Source organism: Hymenobacter rubidus (assembly GCF_016734815.1).
Classification (GTDB): domain Bacteria; phylum Bacteroidota; class Bacteroidia; order Cytophagales; family Hymenobacteraceae; genus Hymenobacter; species Hymenobacter rubidus.
In genome coordinates this window covers 116,592-134,303 of record NZ_JAERQF010000005.1, presented here as the reverse complement: position 1 = coordinate 134,303, position 17,712 = coordinate 116,592, and the positions used below count along the sequence as shown (strand labels likewise).

Sequence of the window (17,712 nt, the reverse complement as noted above, 5' to 3'; positions counted from 1 at the left end):
CCCGCCCGGCTTGGTGCGTTAGGCAAAGGCCACCCCTCATTTATTATCCCCTTTATATGTTTACCGGCACCGTTAAGTTTTTCAACGACACCAAAGGCTTCGGCTTCATCATCGCCGACGACAACCAGGAAGAAATTTTTGTCCACCAAACCGGGCTTATCCACGAAATTCAGGAAGGCGACCGGGTGCAATTCAACATCAAAGCCGGCAAAAAAGGCCCCAATGCCGTGGATGTTACCCGCGTGCAATAAGCAAGCGTCAGACTTGTAGTATAAAAGAAAACGTCATGCTGAGCGCCGCCGAAGCATCTCGCGTGCAATAGTAAATCAATCGTTTACCGGATTTGATTACTACCCCACGCGAGATGCTTCGGCGGCGCTCAGCATGACGTTTTTTATTTGTGAATCAGGCTTGGCGACTCCAGCCTACTTCTTCTCCACGTGCTTGGCCACGCGCACGCCCACGGCCATGAGGCCGGGCAGCTGGTCCTGACGCATGTATTGCTCCAGCGTCAGCGTGTAGCTCCCGGGTTTGGCAAAGTGCTGATTGGGCAAAGCCAGCAGTTGCAAATCGTAGATGTCGCCGGTGCCGCTGCCCTTGGGCTCGCCGGTTTTGGGGTCCATCAGGAGTATTTGGTGCAGCAGCGGCTGGCCCACCGGCCCGCCGGGTCCGGTCAGGGTATGCTTCATGTACAGGTTATAGAACCCGTAGGCCGACGCATACCGCACGTTGAAATACACATCGTAGCGCGCCGTGGTATCCTGGATGGCAAAGGTGAAAGCGGGCTTCTTCTGCACATCCCAGGAGTAGTTGGCGAAGTCGATGTTTTGCTCAAATACCCGGTTGGGGTCGCAGGCCGTGAGCCCGGCCAGCAGTCCCAGCATAGCCATAGCACGAAGAGCAACGCGCTGGTTTTTACTAATAAGTGGCATTCAAAATCGGGATAGTAGACAAACAATTACGCCCCAGCCGGAGCCGCTGGCGGTCCGGCCGGGTTGCTGTTGCCTTCACCGGCAGGCCCACGGCCGCCCCGTCGGTTGCGGCCGCCCCGGCCTTCGCGGCGCTCGTTGCCGTCGCGCGGGGGCCGGGGTTCACCGCCTCCATCGGCATTGGCGCGCGGAGTGGCGTTGGCATCAGCAGGAGTATCGGTGCGGCGCCCGCCCTCGGGCCGGCGGTTGCGGCCGCTGCCTTCAGGGCGGGACTCTCCGGCGTCGCCGGAGCTTGCGCCATCCTTGGCTTCGGAACGAGAGGTATCGCCGCGGCCGCGCCCACCCCGGCGGTTGAGGGGGCGGGCAGCGGCTCCCCGGCGGCCCCGCTGCTCGGGCACATCACCGAGGGCAGGCACGGGGTTGTCGGGGTCGCCGGGACCGGGACTGGTCATTTGCTCCGGCGGACGGGGGCCGCCGGGCGCAGCACCAGCAGGCCGGCGGCCGCTACGGTCGGAACGGCCTTCGCGCGGCTCGCGGGCCGGGCGGCCTTCGCGCGGTTCCCGACCTTCGCGGGGCTCGGTGCCGGGCTCTTGGGCGGCGCGGGGCTCCCGGGTGGGCCGGGGCTCACGCGGCTCGCGGCTTTCCCGGGAGGCGCGGCCTTCCGAAGCTTCGGCAGCGTTGGCGCCATCTTTTTCGCCCCGGCCTTTTTTGCGTTTGCTGCGCTTGGCGCTGGACTTGATTTTATCGTCGAGGCGGTCGAGCGAGCCTTCCACGATGGCCGATACTTCGGGCTCGGGGGCTTCTTCGCGGGGGGCCAGCAGGGTTTCGATTATCTCGCCGCGCTTGTTCACTTCCAGCAGCTCGCGCACGCGGGTCGTGTCGAGCATCACCCAGTTGTTGTCGCCTTTGAAAGCAAACCACATGCGGCGGCGAAAGATGTCGGTTTTCTGCAAAAAGGCTTCGCCCTTGCTGGTTTTCAGCGGGCGCTGCACCTGCGGAATGTCCTTTAGGGCGTCGAGGTAGGCGTCCAGCTCATAGTTGAGGCAGCACTTGAGGCGGCCACACTGGCCGGCCAGCTTTTGCGGATTGAGGCTCAGGTTCTGGTAGCGGGCTGCGGTGGTGCTCACGGTTTTGAAATCCTGAAGCCAGGTTGAGCAGCACAGTTCGCGCCCGCACACCCCAATGCCACCAATGCGCCCCGCCTCCTGACGCAACGAAATCTGGCGCATTTCCACGCGCACCCGGAACTCGTCGGCCAGGCGGCGGATAAGCTCGCGGAAGTCCACCCGGTCCTCGGCTGAGTAGTAGAAAAGGGCGCGGGTGCGGTCAGCTTGATACTCTACATCAGAGAGTTTCATGCGGAGGCGCAACTCGCTTACCACGGCGCGGGCCCGGAACATGGTGCCGGTTTCGAGGTCGCGCACGGCCTGCCACCGCTCTTCGTCGTCGGGCGTGGCAATGCGCAGGATGTTGCGGATTTCTTTCGAGTCGGTGGGCACTTTCTTCTTGCGCATTTGCAGGCGCACCAGCTCACCCTTTAGCGAGACGTGGCCGAGGTGCCAGCCGGAGCCAGCGGCGTCGACCACCACGGCATCGCCCGTCACGAGGGGCAGGCGCTGGTCGTTGCGCATGAACTCCTTGCGGCCGCCTTTGAAGCGGACTTCTACGATGTCGAACCCGGCAAAAGAATCGGGAATCTCCACGTCCTGGAGCCAATCGAACACATTCATGCGGGTGCAGCCGCCGGAGCTGCAGCCGCCTTTGGAGCCGCAGCCTCCTACTTTGGTGGTGCCGCAGCCCCCACCGGTTGAACAAGTTGAGCAAGCCATCTGGCTGATTATATATAAGTGAAGCGGCGCATTGTCCCGGCCGCTGATGAGTGGGAATCTAGCAAAGATAACCCGTTTGGGCAGGCAGAAAGTTTGGGCGGGAAATAGGCCTCGCCGTTAGGGCAACGGATGGTCAAGGTCCATTATGTCGGCCACAAATTCGGCCAAGACGCGGTAAGCAGGATGATAAGCCTTAGCTACAGCGTCCAGTAAGTTCCGCAAGCGGGGGTCGCGCTCAGCGTCTTGGGTTTTGCAAAACGCTTTGAATGCATCCAAATCATTGGGCAATCCGAAATCGGCCGGAGTCTTGCCCAATTCGGCCGCGCGGTCGAGCAGCCATACTTCGCAGGCCGGATTGATGGCAATTAGAAATTGGCTGGAAAATTCCGCGTGTTGCAGCAAGGCGTGTGAATGCTGCTTGCGGGTCAGGCTGCCACTAAGCACCCGCGTGAACCCGCGCAAGTGAGGATGCTCGTAAAAGTCTTTGTCAACGTCCACAATGCCCACCACCCGGCGCGTATTGCTGGGGGCCGTGGGTTGCAGGCGCATCACATTACCTACTTTTTTGATGCCCTGGCCGTGGCTCACAAAGTTGAGTAGCCGCTTGTGGCTGGCGCGGTTTTCCCGCAGCAGGGTTAGCGTCACGGCCGTGTCGGCGTAGCATTCGGGCACAAACAGGACGGGGGTAGGAGCCGCCATGCGCTAGAAGTCGGTATCGGGGCCAGGCACGAAACGCGCCATGTTGTAGAACACGTCCAAGCCATCGGCACGAATGGCCCGCACTTCATCGTCATCCAGTTGCCGGACTTTGGTTTGATAGTCCTCGTAGTAGGCCACGAACATGGCCAGTTCTGGTGCAAGTTCGTCGTTGGTTAACATCTCCTCCAGAATCTCCGTGATGAGGTAGGGACTGTGCGTTGCCACGAAAAACTGATTGTTCCGGCTAGCTACAATGCGCCGTCCCAACTGCGATACATACACGGGAAACGAGTGCGCCTCGGGCTCTTCGAGCAGAATTACCGCGTCGTCGTTGCTTTCAATCGCAGCGAGATAGAAGATGAGGCGCTGGAGAGTATCGGCAGTGCTGGAATACGGGTAGGAATAGATTATACCATCAAGGTCTTTGATGACTTCAAGCTGTTTATTTTCCATGTGCAGCATCAGCTTCAAGCCATATTTGGCAAAAAGCTTTGCTACGTCCTGCCGCAAAACAGAGAATGCTTGTATACAATTTTTAAGATTATCACCTACTGGTGGCTGTAGGTATTGCGTCCCATACTCCTCAATGACAGGATGACCTTTTACAAAAAAATATGGTCTTATATGCACCTTTCTTATTTGGTCGGAGGCAGTTATCATTTCAATTGGCTTCCAATGCCCCTGCTCATTCGGAGCATCAGTATCGCGATTGCCCGAAGTATTGAATTCTCGGCGCACATATTCTAAACCATTGAATTCTTCTGGATTACGGACTATGTATTCAGCAAAGCCAGCCATAAAGTCTATTCTGGTTTCCTCCCATTCATTATCAGTCTTGCCAGTCAGTCCCATTGCAGTACCCCATAAAAAATGGAATGCCTCTTGGTTAATGTATACAGATTGGAAATAGCCTTTTCGCGCAATTGGAGTTATGAATGCAATATCTCTATTCGACTCTATTTGAACGGTATTAGCAACGAGATTATCGAAGAATAGCTGATTCACTCGCTCATATCTAAGGAAGCCACTCATGAAACGCTTCTTTTTATCATACACCATCCCTCCCAGCAAGCTCATCGCCTCCAGGATATTCGACTTTCCAACGTTCGGCTCGCCGATGATGATGTTCACCCGGCGCGGCTTCATTTCCACGTCTTTGATAGACTTGAAATTCTGAATGCGCAGGGTGGTGATGGCGTTTTTCATAGCAGTGGATTTTTGGTAAAAGTACGGGCAGAGTCCACGCCGTATCCCCCTAACGCAAAACGCCCCGACCAAAGCGGCCGGGGCATTTTTCAAATCAATCCGATTAAGCACCTACTCGCCGGGCTTCAGTACCACTTTGGTGCAGTTGTCCTTTTTGTTGCGGAAGATGTCGTAGGCGTGCGGGGCCTGGCTTAGCGGCAGACGGTGCGAAATAATGTCATCGAGCTTCACGTCGCCATTGGCTACGTGTTGAAGCAGCTTGTCGATGTACTTGTGAGCGGGCGCCTGGCCGCCTTTCAGGGTGATGCCTTTGTCGAAGAATTGGTGGATGGGGAAGTTGTCGAAGGGCGAGGAGTACACGCCCAGCACCGATACGAAACCGCCCCGCCGCACGGCGCTCATGCAGGCCAGCAGCACTTTGTCGGAGCCTTTTTCGAGGTTGATGACGGACTTAGCGCGGTCCAGCACGTTGCGGTCAGGCTCGAAGCCTACGGCTTCCACCACCACGTCGGCGCCGTAGCCGCCGGTCATGCTCCGGATTTGGTCCACCACCTGCTGGTGGCTTTCCCAGAGAATGCCTTCGGACCGGGCCGACTGCTTGGCCTTGTCCAGCCGGTACTGCTGGGTATCGACGTTGATGACGCGCTTGGCCCCGCGCAGCCAGGCCGATTTGGCCGCCATGATGCCCACCGGGCCAGCTCCAAAAATAGCCACCGTTTCGCCCCCTTTCACCCCAGCCCAGTCGATGCCGGTGTAGCCGGTGGGGAAGATGTCGGTGAGGAAAAGCACCTGCTCGTCGGTGAGGTTATCCGGCACTTTGCGGGGGCCAAAGTCGGCATAAGGTACGCGCACGAACTCGGCCTGGCCGCCATCGTAGCCGCCATACAGGCTGGTATAGCCGAACAGGGCGCCGCCTTTTTCGGTCATCAGGCCGCCTTCGGGGCCGTAGTGGTCGGGGTTGGAGTTTTCGCAGTGGCCGGGCAGGTCGTGGTTGCAGAACGCGCAATGGCCGCAGGCCACCGGGAAGGGCACCACCACCCGGTCGCCGCGCTTGAGGTTGGTGACGCCCTTGCCCACTTCCTCCACAATGCCCATGAACTCGTGGCCCAGGGTTTGGGGGGTAGGCTGGGGAATGCTGCCGTTGTAAATGTGCAGGTCGGACCCGCAGATGGCCGTGCTGGTCACACGCAGAATAATGTCGCGCGATTCCTTGATTTCGGGGTCGTCAACGTTGTCGACGCGGACATCTTTGGCACCGTGAATGCGAAGAGCTTTCATGAAACAGGCATTAGAAATGGGAAAGGAAGAACTTCCCGGCTAACGGCCTGATTTCACTCAGGTTACTACGGCTGAGGCTACAGCTGGCCTGAACCTCAGCCGTAGTTCCAAGCCTTACATCTGATAAACAGCCACGCCCGCTGCGGTAAAAATATAAGCATACATTTCGCTTACCAGCACCTGGCGCACGGTGCCGGGGTCGAGGCCAGCGGGCAGGGCCACGCGGCGCTCGGTCAGGTTGTAGAGGTGGAAAAAGTGCAGCGCACCTCCATCCAGATAGTACAGCTCATCGCCGCGAAAACCGATGGTGCTCAGGCCGGGGAAGGGCAGCTTTTTTTTGTAGTTGCCCAGGTTATCGAACACGTACACGCCGGTGCTACGGTCCACGAGGTAAGTATTGTTCTGGTACTGGCGAATGAACCGGAAGTCGGGCCGGGAGCGGCCGATGAGCAAATCCAGCGGCGTATTCTGCACGAGGCGCAGGGTGTTGGGGTCGAATTCGCGCAGCACAAGGTTGCTTTCGTCGAGCAGCCAAATGAAGTTGTCCGGTGCCAGCGTAGCCACCCGCACGGTGCCGTCGATGTAGTCGGCCAGTCGCACTTCGCTGATGAGCGACAGAAACCGGTCGAGCAGCACCAGCTGCTGCCGGTCGTCGTTGAAGACGAGGGTGGTGGTCACGTTCCAGGCCTCTACCTGGGCGGCGTGGCCCGGCTGGGTGGGGGCGTAGGTACTCAGGGGTAGTCCTTCGGGGCCATACTGGCGGAGGTTATTGTCGGCATCGGCCACATACAGCGCCCCCCGGCGGTCCAGCGACGCGGCCCCCGGATTGGGCAGCTTGATAAGGCGCAGCAGCTTCCAGGGCGCAGCGGTGGGCGCGGCCGTGGCATCGAGCGGCGGCTGGGGCACGGGCTGCACGGGCGCCACCGTTTGGGTGGCCGCTGGCGCCGTGGAAGCGGCAGAGGGGACGGTGGTTTGGGCGTGGGCGAGGTTAAGAGCCAAGAGGTTAGAGCCAAGAACAAAGAGCAGGAAGGCGCGGGCCTGGCACCTCACCCCCTGACCCCCTCTCCAAAAAAGAGGGGGCACCGGCCATGCACCTGACGAAATCGTCCTCACGAACCGGTGCCCCCTCTTTTTTGGAGAGGGGGTCAGGGGGTGAGGTTGCCGAAGGCCACTACTTCTCAAAATGCCGCAGAGCCAATTCATTGCCATCATACACGCCGTAAGAACAATAATTGACCCATTCGCCCAGATTCACGTAGCGGCTGCCGGGCGCCACCTCCACATCGAGTGGTAAGTGGCGGTGGCCAAACACGTAATAGTCGTGGTGTAAACGGTTTTCCAGCTCGCGGCAGTATTGCAGCAGCCATTCTTCGTCGCCAAAATACGTGGTATCGTCCTTGCCGGTCTGCATACGGCTGCGGCGGCTCCACTTGTTGGCCATGCCAATGCCGAAGTTGGGGTGCAGCCGCGCAAATAGCCACTGCGCCACGCCCGAAGTAAATACATGCTTCAGCGCCTTGTAGCTGTAATCCTTGGGCCCCAGCCCGTCGCCGTGCCCAATGTGGAAGAGCTTGTCGCCAATGCGCTGCGATACTTCCTGCCGCAGAACCGGAATCCCCATTTCTTGGGTGAAGTAGCCAAACATCCACATGTCGTGGTTGCCGGTGAAGATGGTGATGGGCAGGCCGCCGTCGGTCAACTCGGCCAGCTTGCCCTGCAAGCGGCTGAACCCGCGCGGAATGGCGTGCTTGTATTCAAACCAAAAGTCGAACAAATCGCCCAGTAGATAGATGGCCGCCGCGTCCTGCGCCGCCGCATCCAGCCAGCGCACAATGCGCTTTTCCCGCGCCAGCGAAGTAGCCGCATCCGGCGCGCCCAAGTGGAAATCGGAAGCGAAATATACCTTCTTGCCAGGCGGCAAGGCAAGGTCAGACAGCAAATGGGGAGACTTCATTCGGTTTAATGAGGAATGAAGAATGAAAAACGCCTGTCATCCTGAGCTTGCGAAGGACCTTGTCACGATGGCACTGATTGTAAGTACTGCAAACCGTTCTTTGGTCGTAAGGTCTTTCGCAAGCTCAGGATGACAGGCGTTTTTCATTCTTAATCAAGCGCAACGTCGTCTTCTTCCAACAAAAACAACGCAATGCGGCGCGGGCCGTGCGCGCCCAACACCAGCGTTTTCTCGATGTCGGCCGTGCGGCTGGGGCCACTGGTGAGCGACACCATGGACGGCAGCCGGGTGCCGTAGCGAACTTGCACCACGCCCAGGGCCTCCCCTATTTCGGCCACTACCTGGCTGGGCCGGGCCAGCACTAAGTGCTGGTCGGGGTAGATGCTGAGCCGGCGCCCGCTAGCCGTGGCCGCCGATACCAACACGCTACCGGTGCGGGCCACCAGTGCCTCGCAGGACGTTAGCCCCAAGTCAGCTTTTTCAATAAACTCTGATTCGTCGGCCCGAAACGCCACCCCGGCTTTGTACAGCAGCGCCTGCATTTCAGGCTCCCACACGTAGGGAGCCGAAACTTGCTGCCGTTGCCGAAAACCGTTGAGCTGCGCTGCCAGATGCGCCAGCGACTCGCAATAGTAGAACTCGCCTCCCACCCGCTGGAAGCTCTCGGCAAAAGCCACCACGATGTCGGGGTTGTTCAGCGGCGGGTGTACAGGCGCGGTAAAATTGGGCCGGGGCGGCAGTGGGGCCGGCCCAGCCGCCAAACCCTGGCGGATTCGGGCCAGCACGGCGTCGCGGGAGGTGGTGGACATAAATGCAAAAGTAGTACGCATAAAAAAAGCCAGCCCCGCAAGGCTGGCTTTTCATCATATCAAGCGCGCAACGCGCTTAGCCGGCCACTGCGCTGCCGCTGGGAGCCGAAGCCTCGTTGCTGCGGTTGTCCTCCAGGCCGGGCAGGTGCAGGTCGGGCAAGTCGCTGCCGAGCTTGCCGCCAGCGGCCTGTTCGCCCTTCACTTCGCTGGCGGTTTCGCTGCGGTCGGTGCCGGCCATATGGGCCTGATAGTTGGTCTGGGTTTCGAAGGGGCGCGGGCCCACGAGGCGGGTCAGGTCTTCCTGTTGCAGCACTTCTTTTTCCAGCAGTTCCTTAGCCACTACCTCCAACTCGTGGCGGCGCTCCGTCAGCAGTTCTTTGGTGCGAACGTAGGCGTTTTCGATGATGGTGCGCACTTCCTCGTCAATCATCTGCGAAGTGGCTTCCGAGTAGGGTTTAGAGAAACCGTACTCATTCTGCCCCTTCGAATCGTAGAACGACACGTTGCCGAGCTTGGCATTCATGCCGTACATCGTCACGATGGAATAGGCCATTTTGGTGATGCGCTCCAGGTCGCTCAGCGCGCCGGTGGAGATTTTACCGAATACCAACTCCTCGGCCGCGCGGCCGCCGAGGGCCATGCACATTTCGTCAATCAGTTGCTCGGTGTTATACAGGAACTGCTCCTTGGGCAGGTATTGCGCGTAGCCCAGCGCCGCTACACCACGGGGCACAATGCTCACTTTCACCAAGGGGTCGACGTGCTCCAGGAACCAGCCGGCAATGGCGTGGCCGGCTTCGTGGTAAGCCACAATGCGCTTTTCGCCGGGCGAAATGATTTTATTCTTCTTCTCCAGGCCACCAATCACGCGGTCAATGGCATCGGTGAAGTCCTGGTCGGTCACGAATTTCTTGTCGCGACGAGCGGCAATCAGCGCAGCCTCGTTGCAGACGTTGGCAATTTCAGCACCGGCGAAGCCCGGGGTTTGGGCCGACAGACGGCGGGCGTCCACGTCGGGGCCCAGCGTGATGGGCTTCAAGTGCACCCGGAAAATCTCGGTGCGGCCGTTGATGTCCGGCTTGTCGATGCTCACCTGCCGGTCGAAGCGGCCAGGGCGCAGCAGAGCCGAATCCAGCGTGTCGGGGCGGTTGGTAGCGGCCAGGATGATGACGCCCGAGTCGGTGCCGAAGCCGTCCATTTCCACCAGCAGCGAGTTCAGGGTATTTTCCCGCTCGTCGTTGCCGCCGGGCATCGAGCCCTTGCTACGCGAACGGCCCACGGCGTCGATTTCGTCGATAAAAATGATGCAGGGCGCTTTGGCTTTGGCCTGCTTGAACAGGTCACGTACCCGAGCCGCACCCACACCCACAAACATCTCTACAAAGTCGGAGCCCGAAAGCGAGAAGAACGGCACATCGGCCTCGCCGGCTACGGCTTTGGCCAGCAAGGTTTTGCCGGTGCCGGGAGGGCCTACCAGCAGGGCACCTTTCGGAATCTTGCCGCCGAGGATGGTGAACTTGCTGGGGTTCTTGAGGAACTCTACGATTTCCTGCACTTCCTCCTTGGCCTCTTCCAGGCCAGCCACGTCTTTGAAAGTAATTTTCACCTTGTCGCCGCCTTCAAACAAGGCCGCGCGACTCTTGCCGATGCTGAAAATCTGACCACCGGGGCCACCGGCACTGCCCATGCGGCGCATCAGGAACCAGAAGCCGACAATCATCAGCACGATGAAGCCGTAGGTACCGATGTAGTCGCCGGGGCTCTGGCGCGAATCGATGTTGAGCGGGAGGCGCTGGGCGGCCGGCAGATTTGCCTGGAGCTTGTCCAGGTTTTCTTGAAACAGCTTGGCATCCACCACCGGAAAGTAAAACTGGGCGCCGCTGCTGGCAGCCCCAAAGGGCGTGCGCCGCGTCAGGTCCTGCTTGTACTCTGGCTTGGCCAGGGCCTCGCTTTTCAGGGTAACTTCCACCACCTTCTCGTTGATGATGGTGATGTCGCGCACGTCGCCGGCAGCCAGCATGGCTTCGAATTTCTGCTGGTTAATCTTCGCGGGTGAACCCAGGTTATTGACCCACATCACCCCGAACAAGAACACCAGCAAGCCGGCCAGCACCCACAGCTGCACGCCCGGCCGGGGAGTGGGCGAAGACACCAAGGGCTTCTTTTTCTTATTGTTATTGGGATTTTTATCCGACATGTAAATAGCTAATTAAAATCAGGTACACCACGGCCCAAACACCGCGCCGAAAACAAATGTTCGGTAAAAGCCAAGACGGCTGACGGGACGTTTTATTTTAAATTTCCACCTGTCATTTCGGAGGTGGTTGTCATCCTGAGCAGCGCGAAGGACCTTCTCACCAAAAAAAAGTTTTGCAGTAATCCAAACGGTGCGAATGTGAGAAGGCCCCTCGCGCTGCTCAGGATGACAACCGGAAACAGAATGACGAGCGTGGACGGCTGCTTACGCCGGCTCCGCTTCGATATAACTGATATCCGCGTCGCCCCACAGTTCTTCCAGGGCGTAGAACTTGCGGCGGTCGCGCAGAAACACGTGCACCACTACGTCCACGTAGTCGAGCAGCACCCACTCGCGGTTGGTGCGGCCTTCGGTTTGCCAGGGGCTTTCGCCGGTTACTTTTTCGATTTCTTCTTCCACCGACCGCGCCACGGCGTCGAGTTGCGTATCAGAGTTTGCTGAGCAGATGATAAAATAATCCGCCACGGCGTTTTTTAGCTGCTTCAAATTCAGCACCACGATGTCGGACGCCTTTTTGTCCTGCATCCCGCGAATAACCAAATCTGCCAATGTGTCTGAATCCTGCCGGACCAACGTGCTTTTCATATTGTCGTGTTAGGTGTGAGCTTTACAGCCGAAAGTCTACGAAGTTAACGATACGCGCAAGAAGGAAGTGGTTGTTCTCCCCCAAACCCTGTTTACGGGCCGCCAGCTAGTCTGGCTGCCCACCTGTGCGTCCACCAATTCGGAGGCCCAAACCCTGATTCTCCAAAACCGGGCCAGCGAGGGCTGCACCGTGATTACGGACTTTCAGACCGCCGGTCGGGGCCAGCGGGGCAACCAGTGGGAGGCCGCACCGGCCGAAAACCTGATGCTTTCGGTGGTGTGGCAGCCCACGTTTCTGGCCGCCGCCGAGCAGTTCCGCCTTAGCCAGGCCGTGGCGTTGGGGGTGTTCGACTGGGCCGCCGCCCTGCTCGGCTCCGACCTCAAACTGAAGCTGAAGTGGCCCAACGACCTGCTCTACGGTGACCAAAAGCTGGGCGGCATCCTGATTGAGAACACCCTGAGCGGCCCAAAGATTCAATATAGCATCATTGGCATTGGCCTGAATATCAACCAGCAGGACTTTGCCATTGCCACCGCCACCTCCATTGGCCAAATCACGGGCCGGGCCTACTCGCGCGAAACGCTGGCCGCGCGCCTGCTCGAATGCCTGGAGCGACGCTACCTGCAGCTGCGCGCCGGGCAGGTGGGTACGTTGCGGCACGACTATTTGCAAGCCCTCTACCGTTACCAGGAAGCGCATTTGTTTATCGTGAATGGCCAAAAGGTGCGAGGACAGATTGTCGGAGTGGAGGACGATGGCCGCTTAGCCGTTCGCATCGGCGACGAGCTGCGGCGCTTTGGCTTGCAGGAAATTCGGCACGCCTAAGAGGCTGTTTAAATTAATAAGAACGGTCATGCAGAGCGCAGTGAAGCATGACCATTTCATTGAATTTTTAGCTAACTCAAACAGCTTCTAAGCAACCATGCCCGGGATTTCGGCATCCAAGGCCTATATTCAAACCTTCTAATAAAAAAGTTGCTTCTCAGGCAACCGTCCGGGCTGGGGTGCCGAGTTGGCTTTGGTACGGGCACTCAACCTTCGGTGCTTTCAGCCGTCCATTGCAAACCGAAACCGCAAAGCTGGCGTTGTGTCAGCTCAAGGCGGAAGTCACTTCGGCACGGTGCTTGTCTTCCGCTGCATAACCCTTCGTTCTTCTTCACCCTTCATTTTTCTGCGTCTCTTATGAAACTCTTTACTCGTTCCGCGACAATGGTTGCCGCGCTGTTTCTCACCGCCGCTTCCGCCTTCGCCGCCAACATCACCATTCTGGTAGGTGACAACTACTACCGGGGGCCAGGCAATACCAACGGCACGGCCGACATCCGCACCATCACGGCCGGCGACCGGGTAACGTGGAGCTACGTGGGCTTTTCCAGCCATCCCACCATGTCGGACAGCTCGCCGGCTGCCTGGAGCATTTTCCAAATGAATGCAGCCAGCACGACGTTCAGCTACACGTTCAACACCGTTGGCACCTTCCCCTACCATTGCACGGCCCACGGCGGCGTGGGCACTGGCCAATACGGCGTCATCACGGTGGTAGCGGCTACGCCCACGGCCACCCTGGATGCCCGCGAAGCCGGCATTTCGCTCAACGTATTCCCCAACCCCAGCCGCGGCCAGGTAACGGTGCAGCTGACCCAGAAGCCCAGTGCCGGCGAATACAAGCTGCGCCTGAGCAACATCATCGGCCAGGAATTGCGCACCATCGCCCTCAAGCCCGAGCTAACGGCCGCCGGCCTGCCCCTCGACCTGAGCGACCTGCACACCGGCGTGTACTTCTACAGCCTGCTCGTCGACGGCAAGGTGGTGAGCACGAAGCGTCTGGTTTTGCAGAACTGATTTCGCAAGGCCGAGTACCCCGAATTTTTAATTCGGCCCGAGCGGGCGACTCCTGAGGTTATCGCTCACATGGGCCGAATTAAAAATTCGGGGTACTCGTGCTTCGCCGCCTATTGTTTGACCAAAAAGCAGCCCCGGGCTGCTTTTTGTGTTTCTGGGCTGAATTGGTTGTTGGCAAGCGTCAGTGCAACGGTGCATTGCCTACTTTTGCCTTTTCACTGATTAGCCTGTTGCTTTTTCCGGCATTGCGCCCTTTGCGTAGCTGCCGGGCCCTTGTGCCTCATTCGTTTCTATGCGTTCCTTTAAAAGCCTGAACAACCTCGTCGGCTGGCTCGTGTTTGCCATTGCCGCCGCCACCTACCTGCTCACCCTGGAGCCCACCGCTTCGTTCTGGGACTGCGGCGAGTTCATTGCCTGCTCCTACAAGCTGCTGGTGCCGCACCCTCCGGGAGCCCCCACGTTCCTGCTACTGGGCCGGCTGTTTTCGCTGTTTTCGTTTGGCGACGTGACGAAGGTGGCCGTGCTCATCAACGCCCTCTCGGGCCTGAGCAGCGCCTTCACCGTGTTGTTCCTGTTCTGGATTATCACCCGCATGGCCCGCAAGCTGGTGCTGCGCGAGGCCGTGAACAACAGTGGCCTCGGCGCAGAAGCCATCGAGCCCACCGGTGCCCAAAGCCTGCTCATCTTGAGCGCGGGCGTGGTGGGGGCGCTGGCCTTCGCCTTTTCCGATTCGTTCTGGTTCAATGCCGTGGAGGGCGAAGTATACGCCATGTCGGCCCTGTGCACGGCGGCCGTGGTGTGGCTGATGTTGAAGTGGGAAGCCCACGCCAACGAGGCCGACTCGGACAAGTGGATTATCCTGATTGCCTACGTCATCGGCCTCAGCATCGGGGTGCACTTGCTGAACCTGCTCACGCTGCCGGCCCTGGGCTTCATCTACTACTACCGCCGCACGGCCAACCCGTCGCTGAAAGGCGGCATTATCGTAATGGTGGTGAGCATGATTATCGTGGGTTCCATTTTGGTGGGCATCATTCCGGGCCTGCCCACGCTGGCCGGCAACTTCGAGGTGTTCTTCGTGAATACCGTGGGCCTGCCCTTCAACGCGGGTTTGTTCATCTTCTTGGTGGTATTTATCGGGCTGATTTGGTTTGGCTTCCGCCTCTCCTACCAGCGCCGCAGCCAGCTGCTGAACACGGCCATGCTGTGCTTCGTGTTCATCCTGATTGGCTACTCGTCCTACCTCATTGTGCCGATTCGCAGCTCCTTCCAGCCTACCATCAACGAGAACGACCCGGAGGATGTGCTGAGCTTTGTGAGCTACCTCAAGCGGGAGCAGTACGGCTCGCGCCCGCTGCTCTACGGCCCACAGTTCAACGCCCAGCCGGTGGACTACGCCGAGGGTGCCCCCCGCTACGCCCGCGACCTGAAGACCGGTACCTATAAGGAGATTCTGCCGCGCCAGCAGGAGCCCGTGTACCGCGACGAGGACAAGATGCTGCTGCCCCGCATCTACAGCTACGAGCCCGACCAGATTGCCAACTACAAGAAGTGGGTGGATATTCAGGACGGCGTGAAGCCCACCATGGGCCAGAACCTGGGCTTCCTGTTCCGCTACCAGATGGGCCACATGTTCTGGCGCTACTTCATGTGGAACTTCGTGGGCCGCGAGTCCGACGTGCAGCAGGCGGGCGTGGTGACGCCCTTTAGCCCCAGCGCCAAGAGCCTGCCGCCCCGCATTGGCGAGAGCCCGGCGCATAACAACTTCCTAGCTTTGCCGCTCATTCTGGGTTTGCTGGGCCTGTGGTTCCAGAGCCGCCGCGACAGCAAGGACGCCTGGGTGACGGGCCTGCTGTTTCTGATGACCGGCCTGGCCATTGTACTCTACCTCAACCAGCCGCCACGTGAGCCGCGCGAGCGGGACTATACTTTCACGGGAGCCACGTTTGCCTTTGCCATCTGGATAGGGCTAGGCGTGCTGGGCGTGGCCGAATTGCTGAGCAAAGTGGTACGCGCCGACGGCCTGCGGGCCGGTCTGGCGCTGGCCGTCGGTCTGCTCATTCCGGGCATTATGGCCGCGCAGGGCTGGGACGACCACGACCGCAGCAACCGGTACAACTCGGTGGACTCGGCCAAGAACCTGCTGAATAGCTGCGCCCCGAACGCCATCCTGTTCACCAACGGTGACAACGACACCTTCCCCCTCTGGTACGCCCAGGAGGTGGAGGGCTTCCGCACCGACGTGCGCGTGGCCGTGCTTTCGTACCTGAACACCGACTGGTACATTGCCCAGATGAAGCGTCGCTCCTACCTCTCGCAGGGCTTCCCCATCAGCATGGGCCCCGAGGCCTACGCCCAAGGCACCAACGACATGGTGCCCTTCGCCGCCAACCCGGCCGTGCAGAGCGTGAACCTGAAAGAGTTTATCCAGCTGGTGCAAACCAACAACCCGCTGCTGCAAGTGCAGTACCAGGAAGGCGGCCCGATGATGATGAGCTTCCCGACGCCCAACTTCTACCTGCCCATTGATACAGCGGCGGTGAAAAAGCTTGGCATTATCCCCAAAGACCGGGAGAAGCAGCTGGTGGACCGCATGGACTGGAGCATGGGCAAGCGCGCCATTGAGAAGAAAAACCTGGTGATTCTCGACATGATTGCCACCAACAACTGGCAGCGGCCCATCTACTTCAGCAGCACCGTGGCGCCCTCCGACTACATGAACCTGCAGCCCTACTTCCAGATGGAAGGCATGGCCTACCGCCTGCTGCCGCTGAAGGACCCGAACTACGACCCGCGCGGCGGCGGCGACGAAGGCTTCGTGGAAAAGGACCTGACCTATCAGCGCCTGTTCAAGGACTTCAGCTACCGGGGCCTGCAAAACCCGCACATTTTCTACGACGAGAACAACCTGCGCTTCCCGGCCAACTACCGCGACAAGTTTGCCCGCCTGGCCAACGCCTACCTCGCCGACAACAATGTGGCCAAGGCCAAGGAAGTGGCCACCAAGTGCCTGGAGCTGATGCCCGACGCCGCCGTGCCCTACGACTACTACTCGCCCCAGCTGGTGCCCGCCCTGGTAGCCGGCGGCGAGAAGAAGAAGGCCGACCAACTGCTCGATACCATGACGGCCCGCTCGGAGCAGATGCTGGCCTACTACGCCACCAAGCCCGACGGCAGCCTCTTCGAGGACGACCAGCGCGGCTACCTGCTGGGCCTGCAAAGCGTGTACCGCGCCGCCGAGATGGCCGGCGACAAGGTGCGCAGCGAAAAAGCCCTGGGCCTGATGAACCAGTACTACCCGCGGTAAGTAAGATGGTAAATGAGTAAAGGCCGGTTCGCAGGGTGCGGGCCGGCCTTTTTGCTTAATTCTGAACGGTCATGCTGAGCGGAGTCGAAGCATCTCTCCCGCGTAAGCAATTATTTACTCTCGTAGTAGATACACCCGGCCGGGCGCGGCCACGGCCGTGGCGGTGAAATCGCCGAAGGACGCCAGGGACTCGCGGGAGGCTTTCAGGTGCAGGAAAAAGCTCTCGTACTTGTCGAGTTGGTAGTCTTTCATGGGGAGACGGAGGTAGTAGATAAATGCCAGGTAGAACCGTCCTGCTGGTACCGGGAAGGTAGCAGGGAAAAGTTAAAGCTTGCGGTCAAAGCGCCCCTCGGTGACGCGTACACTGTCGCAGCCAAGCTTATAGAGCGTGAAGGCGAACGTGCCGGAGATGATGCCCGCTTTCCGGTCTAGCCGCGTGATGACAAGTAGGCCGCGTCTGTAGTAGGCATCATTGCCAGGAAATTGGCAGGCTTGCGTTCTATCGATAAATATTCCTTCCTGGTGGTCGATAATTGCCAGGGAATAGCTACCTGCCGTGGGGATGCTGTCTGCGTAAAAACCCAATACTTGGGTATCATTGACGCCTTTTCCACCGTCTCGGTAAGCTGCTACATTGAGCGTACCTTTTCGATAGGTTGGGTCATAACTGACGGTGTAGTTGGAATACCCGCTGTTTCCTTTCGGTGTCCACGCTCGGCCGTTGACGAGACAGCCGAAGGTATTGGCCCCGGTTTGTGTAGCTGGGGGCAGTTGGTCGGCTGGGTCGGCGCCGTTCTTTTTGCAAGCGGCGAGTAGCAACACAGCAGCCAAGACCGGCAATATTCTCAGCGCGCGTATTTGCTTCATGATGATAGAACGTGCATGGTGTAAACTTGCCGCGCGCAACTGCCGCCGCCGCTAACGCTCCTGAAGATTACCGCATAGCCGCTACCATTTGCAAACTACCTTTTGCGAGAATCGCACTTTTCAGCAGGCCATACATGGCAGCAGTTCGC

At 59.1% G+C, this 17,712-nt stretch carries 16 protein-coding genes; 4 read left to right on the top strand and 12 right to left on the bottom strand.

All coding sequences use genetic code 11. The features are described 5' to 3' along the window. The first annotated feature begins 56 nt into the window (after positions 1-56). Complete coding sequence (locus JKL48_RS05830; RefSeq protein WP_201979860.1) at positions 57-251, top strand: cold-shock protein; 195 nt, start codon at positions 57-59, stop codon at positions 249-251. A gap of 174 nt (positions 252-425) precedes the next feature. Here JKL48_RS05830 and JKL48_RS05825 read toward each other — a convergent pair whose 3' ends face one another. The 10 genes from JKL48_RS05825 to rsfS form a co-directional block, all read right to left on the bottom strand. After that, positions 426-890, bottom strand: coding sequence for a gliding motility lipoprotein GldH (locus JKL48_RS05825; protein WP_201979849.1), 465 nt, complete (start codon positions 888-890; stop codon positions 426-428). Between the two features lie 68 nt (positions 891-958). Further along, positions 959-2,758: a regulatory iron-sulfur-containing complex subunit RicT gene (ricT, locus tag JKL48_RS05820; RefSeq protein WP_201979846.1), complete on the bottom strand. Its 1,800-nt coding sequence runs from the start codon at positions 2,756-2,758 to the stop codon at positions 959-961. A 117-nt stretch (positions 2,759-2,875) separates the two neighbouring features. After that, positions 2,876-3,457: a hypothetical protein gene (locus JKL48_RS05815; RefSeq protein WP_201979843.1), complete on the bottom strand. Its 582-nt coding sequence runs from the start codon at positions 3,455-3,457 to the stop codon at positions 2,876-2,878. Between the two features lie 3 nt (positions 3,458-3,460). Further along, positions 3,461-4,663, bottom strand: coding sequence for an AAA family ATPase (locus JKL48_RS05810; RefSeq protein WP_201979841.1), 1,203 nt, complete (start codon positions 4,661-4,663; stop codon positions 3,461-3,463). A 111-nt stretch (positions 4,664-4,774) separates the two neighbouring features. Further along, the gene (locus JKL48_RS05805; RefSeq protein WP_201979839.1) at positions 4,775-5,941 is read right to left on the bottom strand and encodes a zinc-dependent alcohol dehydrogenase; all 1,167 of its coding nucleotides are present in this window, start codon (positions 5,939-5,941) and stop codon (positions 4,775-4,777) included. Positions 5,942-6,055: 114 nt separating this feature from the next. Next, positions 6,056-6,940 carry a hypothetical protein gene (locus JKL48_RS05800; protein ID WP_201979837.1) on the bottom strand — a complete coding sequence of 295 codons (885 nt, stop codon included), beginning with the start codon at positions 6,938-6,940 and terminating at the stop codon, positions 6,056-6,058. 172 nt (positions 6,941-7,112) lie between these two features. Beyond that, the gene (locus tag JKL48_RS05795) at positions 7,113-7,895 is read right to left on the bottom strand and encodes a UDP-2,3-diacylglucosamine diphosphatase (protein ID WP_201979835.1); all 783 of its coding nucleotides are present in this window, start codon (positions 7,893-7,895) and stop codon (positions 7,113-7,115) included. A 149-nt stretch (positions 7,896-8,044) separates the two neighbouring features. Continuing rightward, positions 8,045-8,704: a LutC/YkgG family protein gene (locus JKL48_RS05790; protein WP_201979833.1), complete on the bottom strand. Its 660-nt coding sequence runs from the start codon at positions 8,702-8,704 to the stop codon at positions 8,045-8,047. Positions 8,705-8,780: 76 nt separating this feature from the next. Further along, positions 8,781-10,901 (bottom strand): ATP-dependent zinc metalloprotease FtsH, encoded by a 2,121-nt coding sequence (ftsH, locus tag JKL48_RS05785; RefSeq protein WP_201979826.1) that lies wholly within the window; start codon positions 10,899-10,901, stop codon positions 8,781-8,783. A gap of 264 nt (positions 10,902-11,165) precedes the next feature. Further along, positions 11,166-11,546, bottom strand: a complete 381-nt coding sequence (gene rsfS / locus JKL48_RS05780; protein ID WP_201979820.1) for a ribosome silencing factor — start codon at positions 11,544-11,546, stop codon at positions 11,166-11,168. Positions 11,547-11,613: 67 nt separating this feature from the next. On the opposite strand from rsfS, the gene JKL48_RS05775 reads away from it, so the two are divergent. From JKL48_RS05775 to JKL48_RS05765, 3 genes are all read left to right on the top strand, one after another. Beyond that, the gene (locus tag JKL48_RS05775) at positions 11,614-12,372 is read left to right on the top strand and encodes a biotin--[acetyl-CoA-carboxylase] ligase (RefSeq protein ID WP_201979816.1); all 759 of its coding nucleotides are present in this window, start codon (positions 11,614-11,616) and stop codon (positions 12,370-12,372) included. 357 nt (positions 12,373-12,729) lie between these two features. Continuing rightward, positions 12,730-13,389: a T9SS type A sorting domain-containing protein gene (locus JKL48_RS05770; protein ID WP_201979815.1), complete on the top strand. Its 660-nt coding sequence runs from the start codon at positions 12,730-12,732 to the stop codon at positions 13,387-13,389. A gap of 292 nt (positions 13,390-13,681) precedes the next feature. Then, positions 13,682-16,696: a glycosyltransferase family 117 protein gene (locus JKL48_RS05765; protein WP_201979807.1), complete on the top strand. Its 3,015-nt coding sequence runs from the start codon at positions 13,682-13,684 to the stop codon at positions 16,694-16,696. 114 nt (positions 16,697-16,810) lie between these two features. On the opposite strand, the gene JKL48_RS05760 is transcribed toward JKL48_RS05765, so the two are convergent. Together JKL48_RS05760 and JKL48_RS05755 are read right to left on the bottom strand one after the other, a co-directional pair. After that, entirely contained in the window at positions 16,811-16,948 is a 138-nt protein-coding gene (locus JKL48_RS05760) for a hypothetical protein (RefSeq protein WP_201979793.1), read from the bottom strand. Between the two features lie 72 nt (positions 16,949-17,020). Beyond that, the gene (locus JKL48_RS05755) at positions 17,021-17,563 is read right to left on the bottom strand and encodes a hypothetical protein (protein ID WP_201979792.1); all 543 of its coding nucleotides are present in this window, start codon (positions 17,561-17,563) and stop codon (positions 17,021-17,023) included. Between the last annotated feature and the right edge of the window lie 149 nt (positions 17,564-17,712).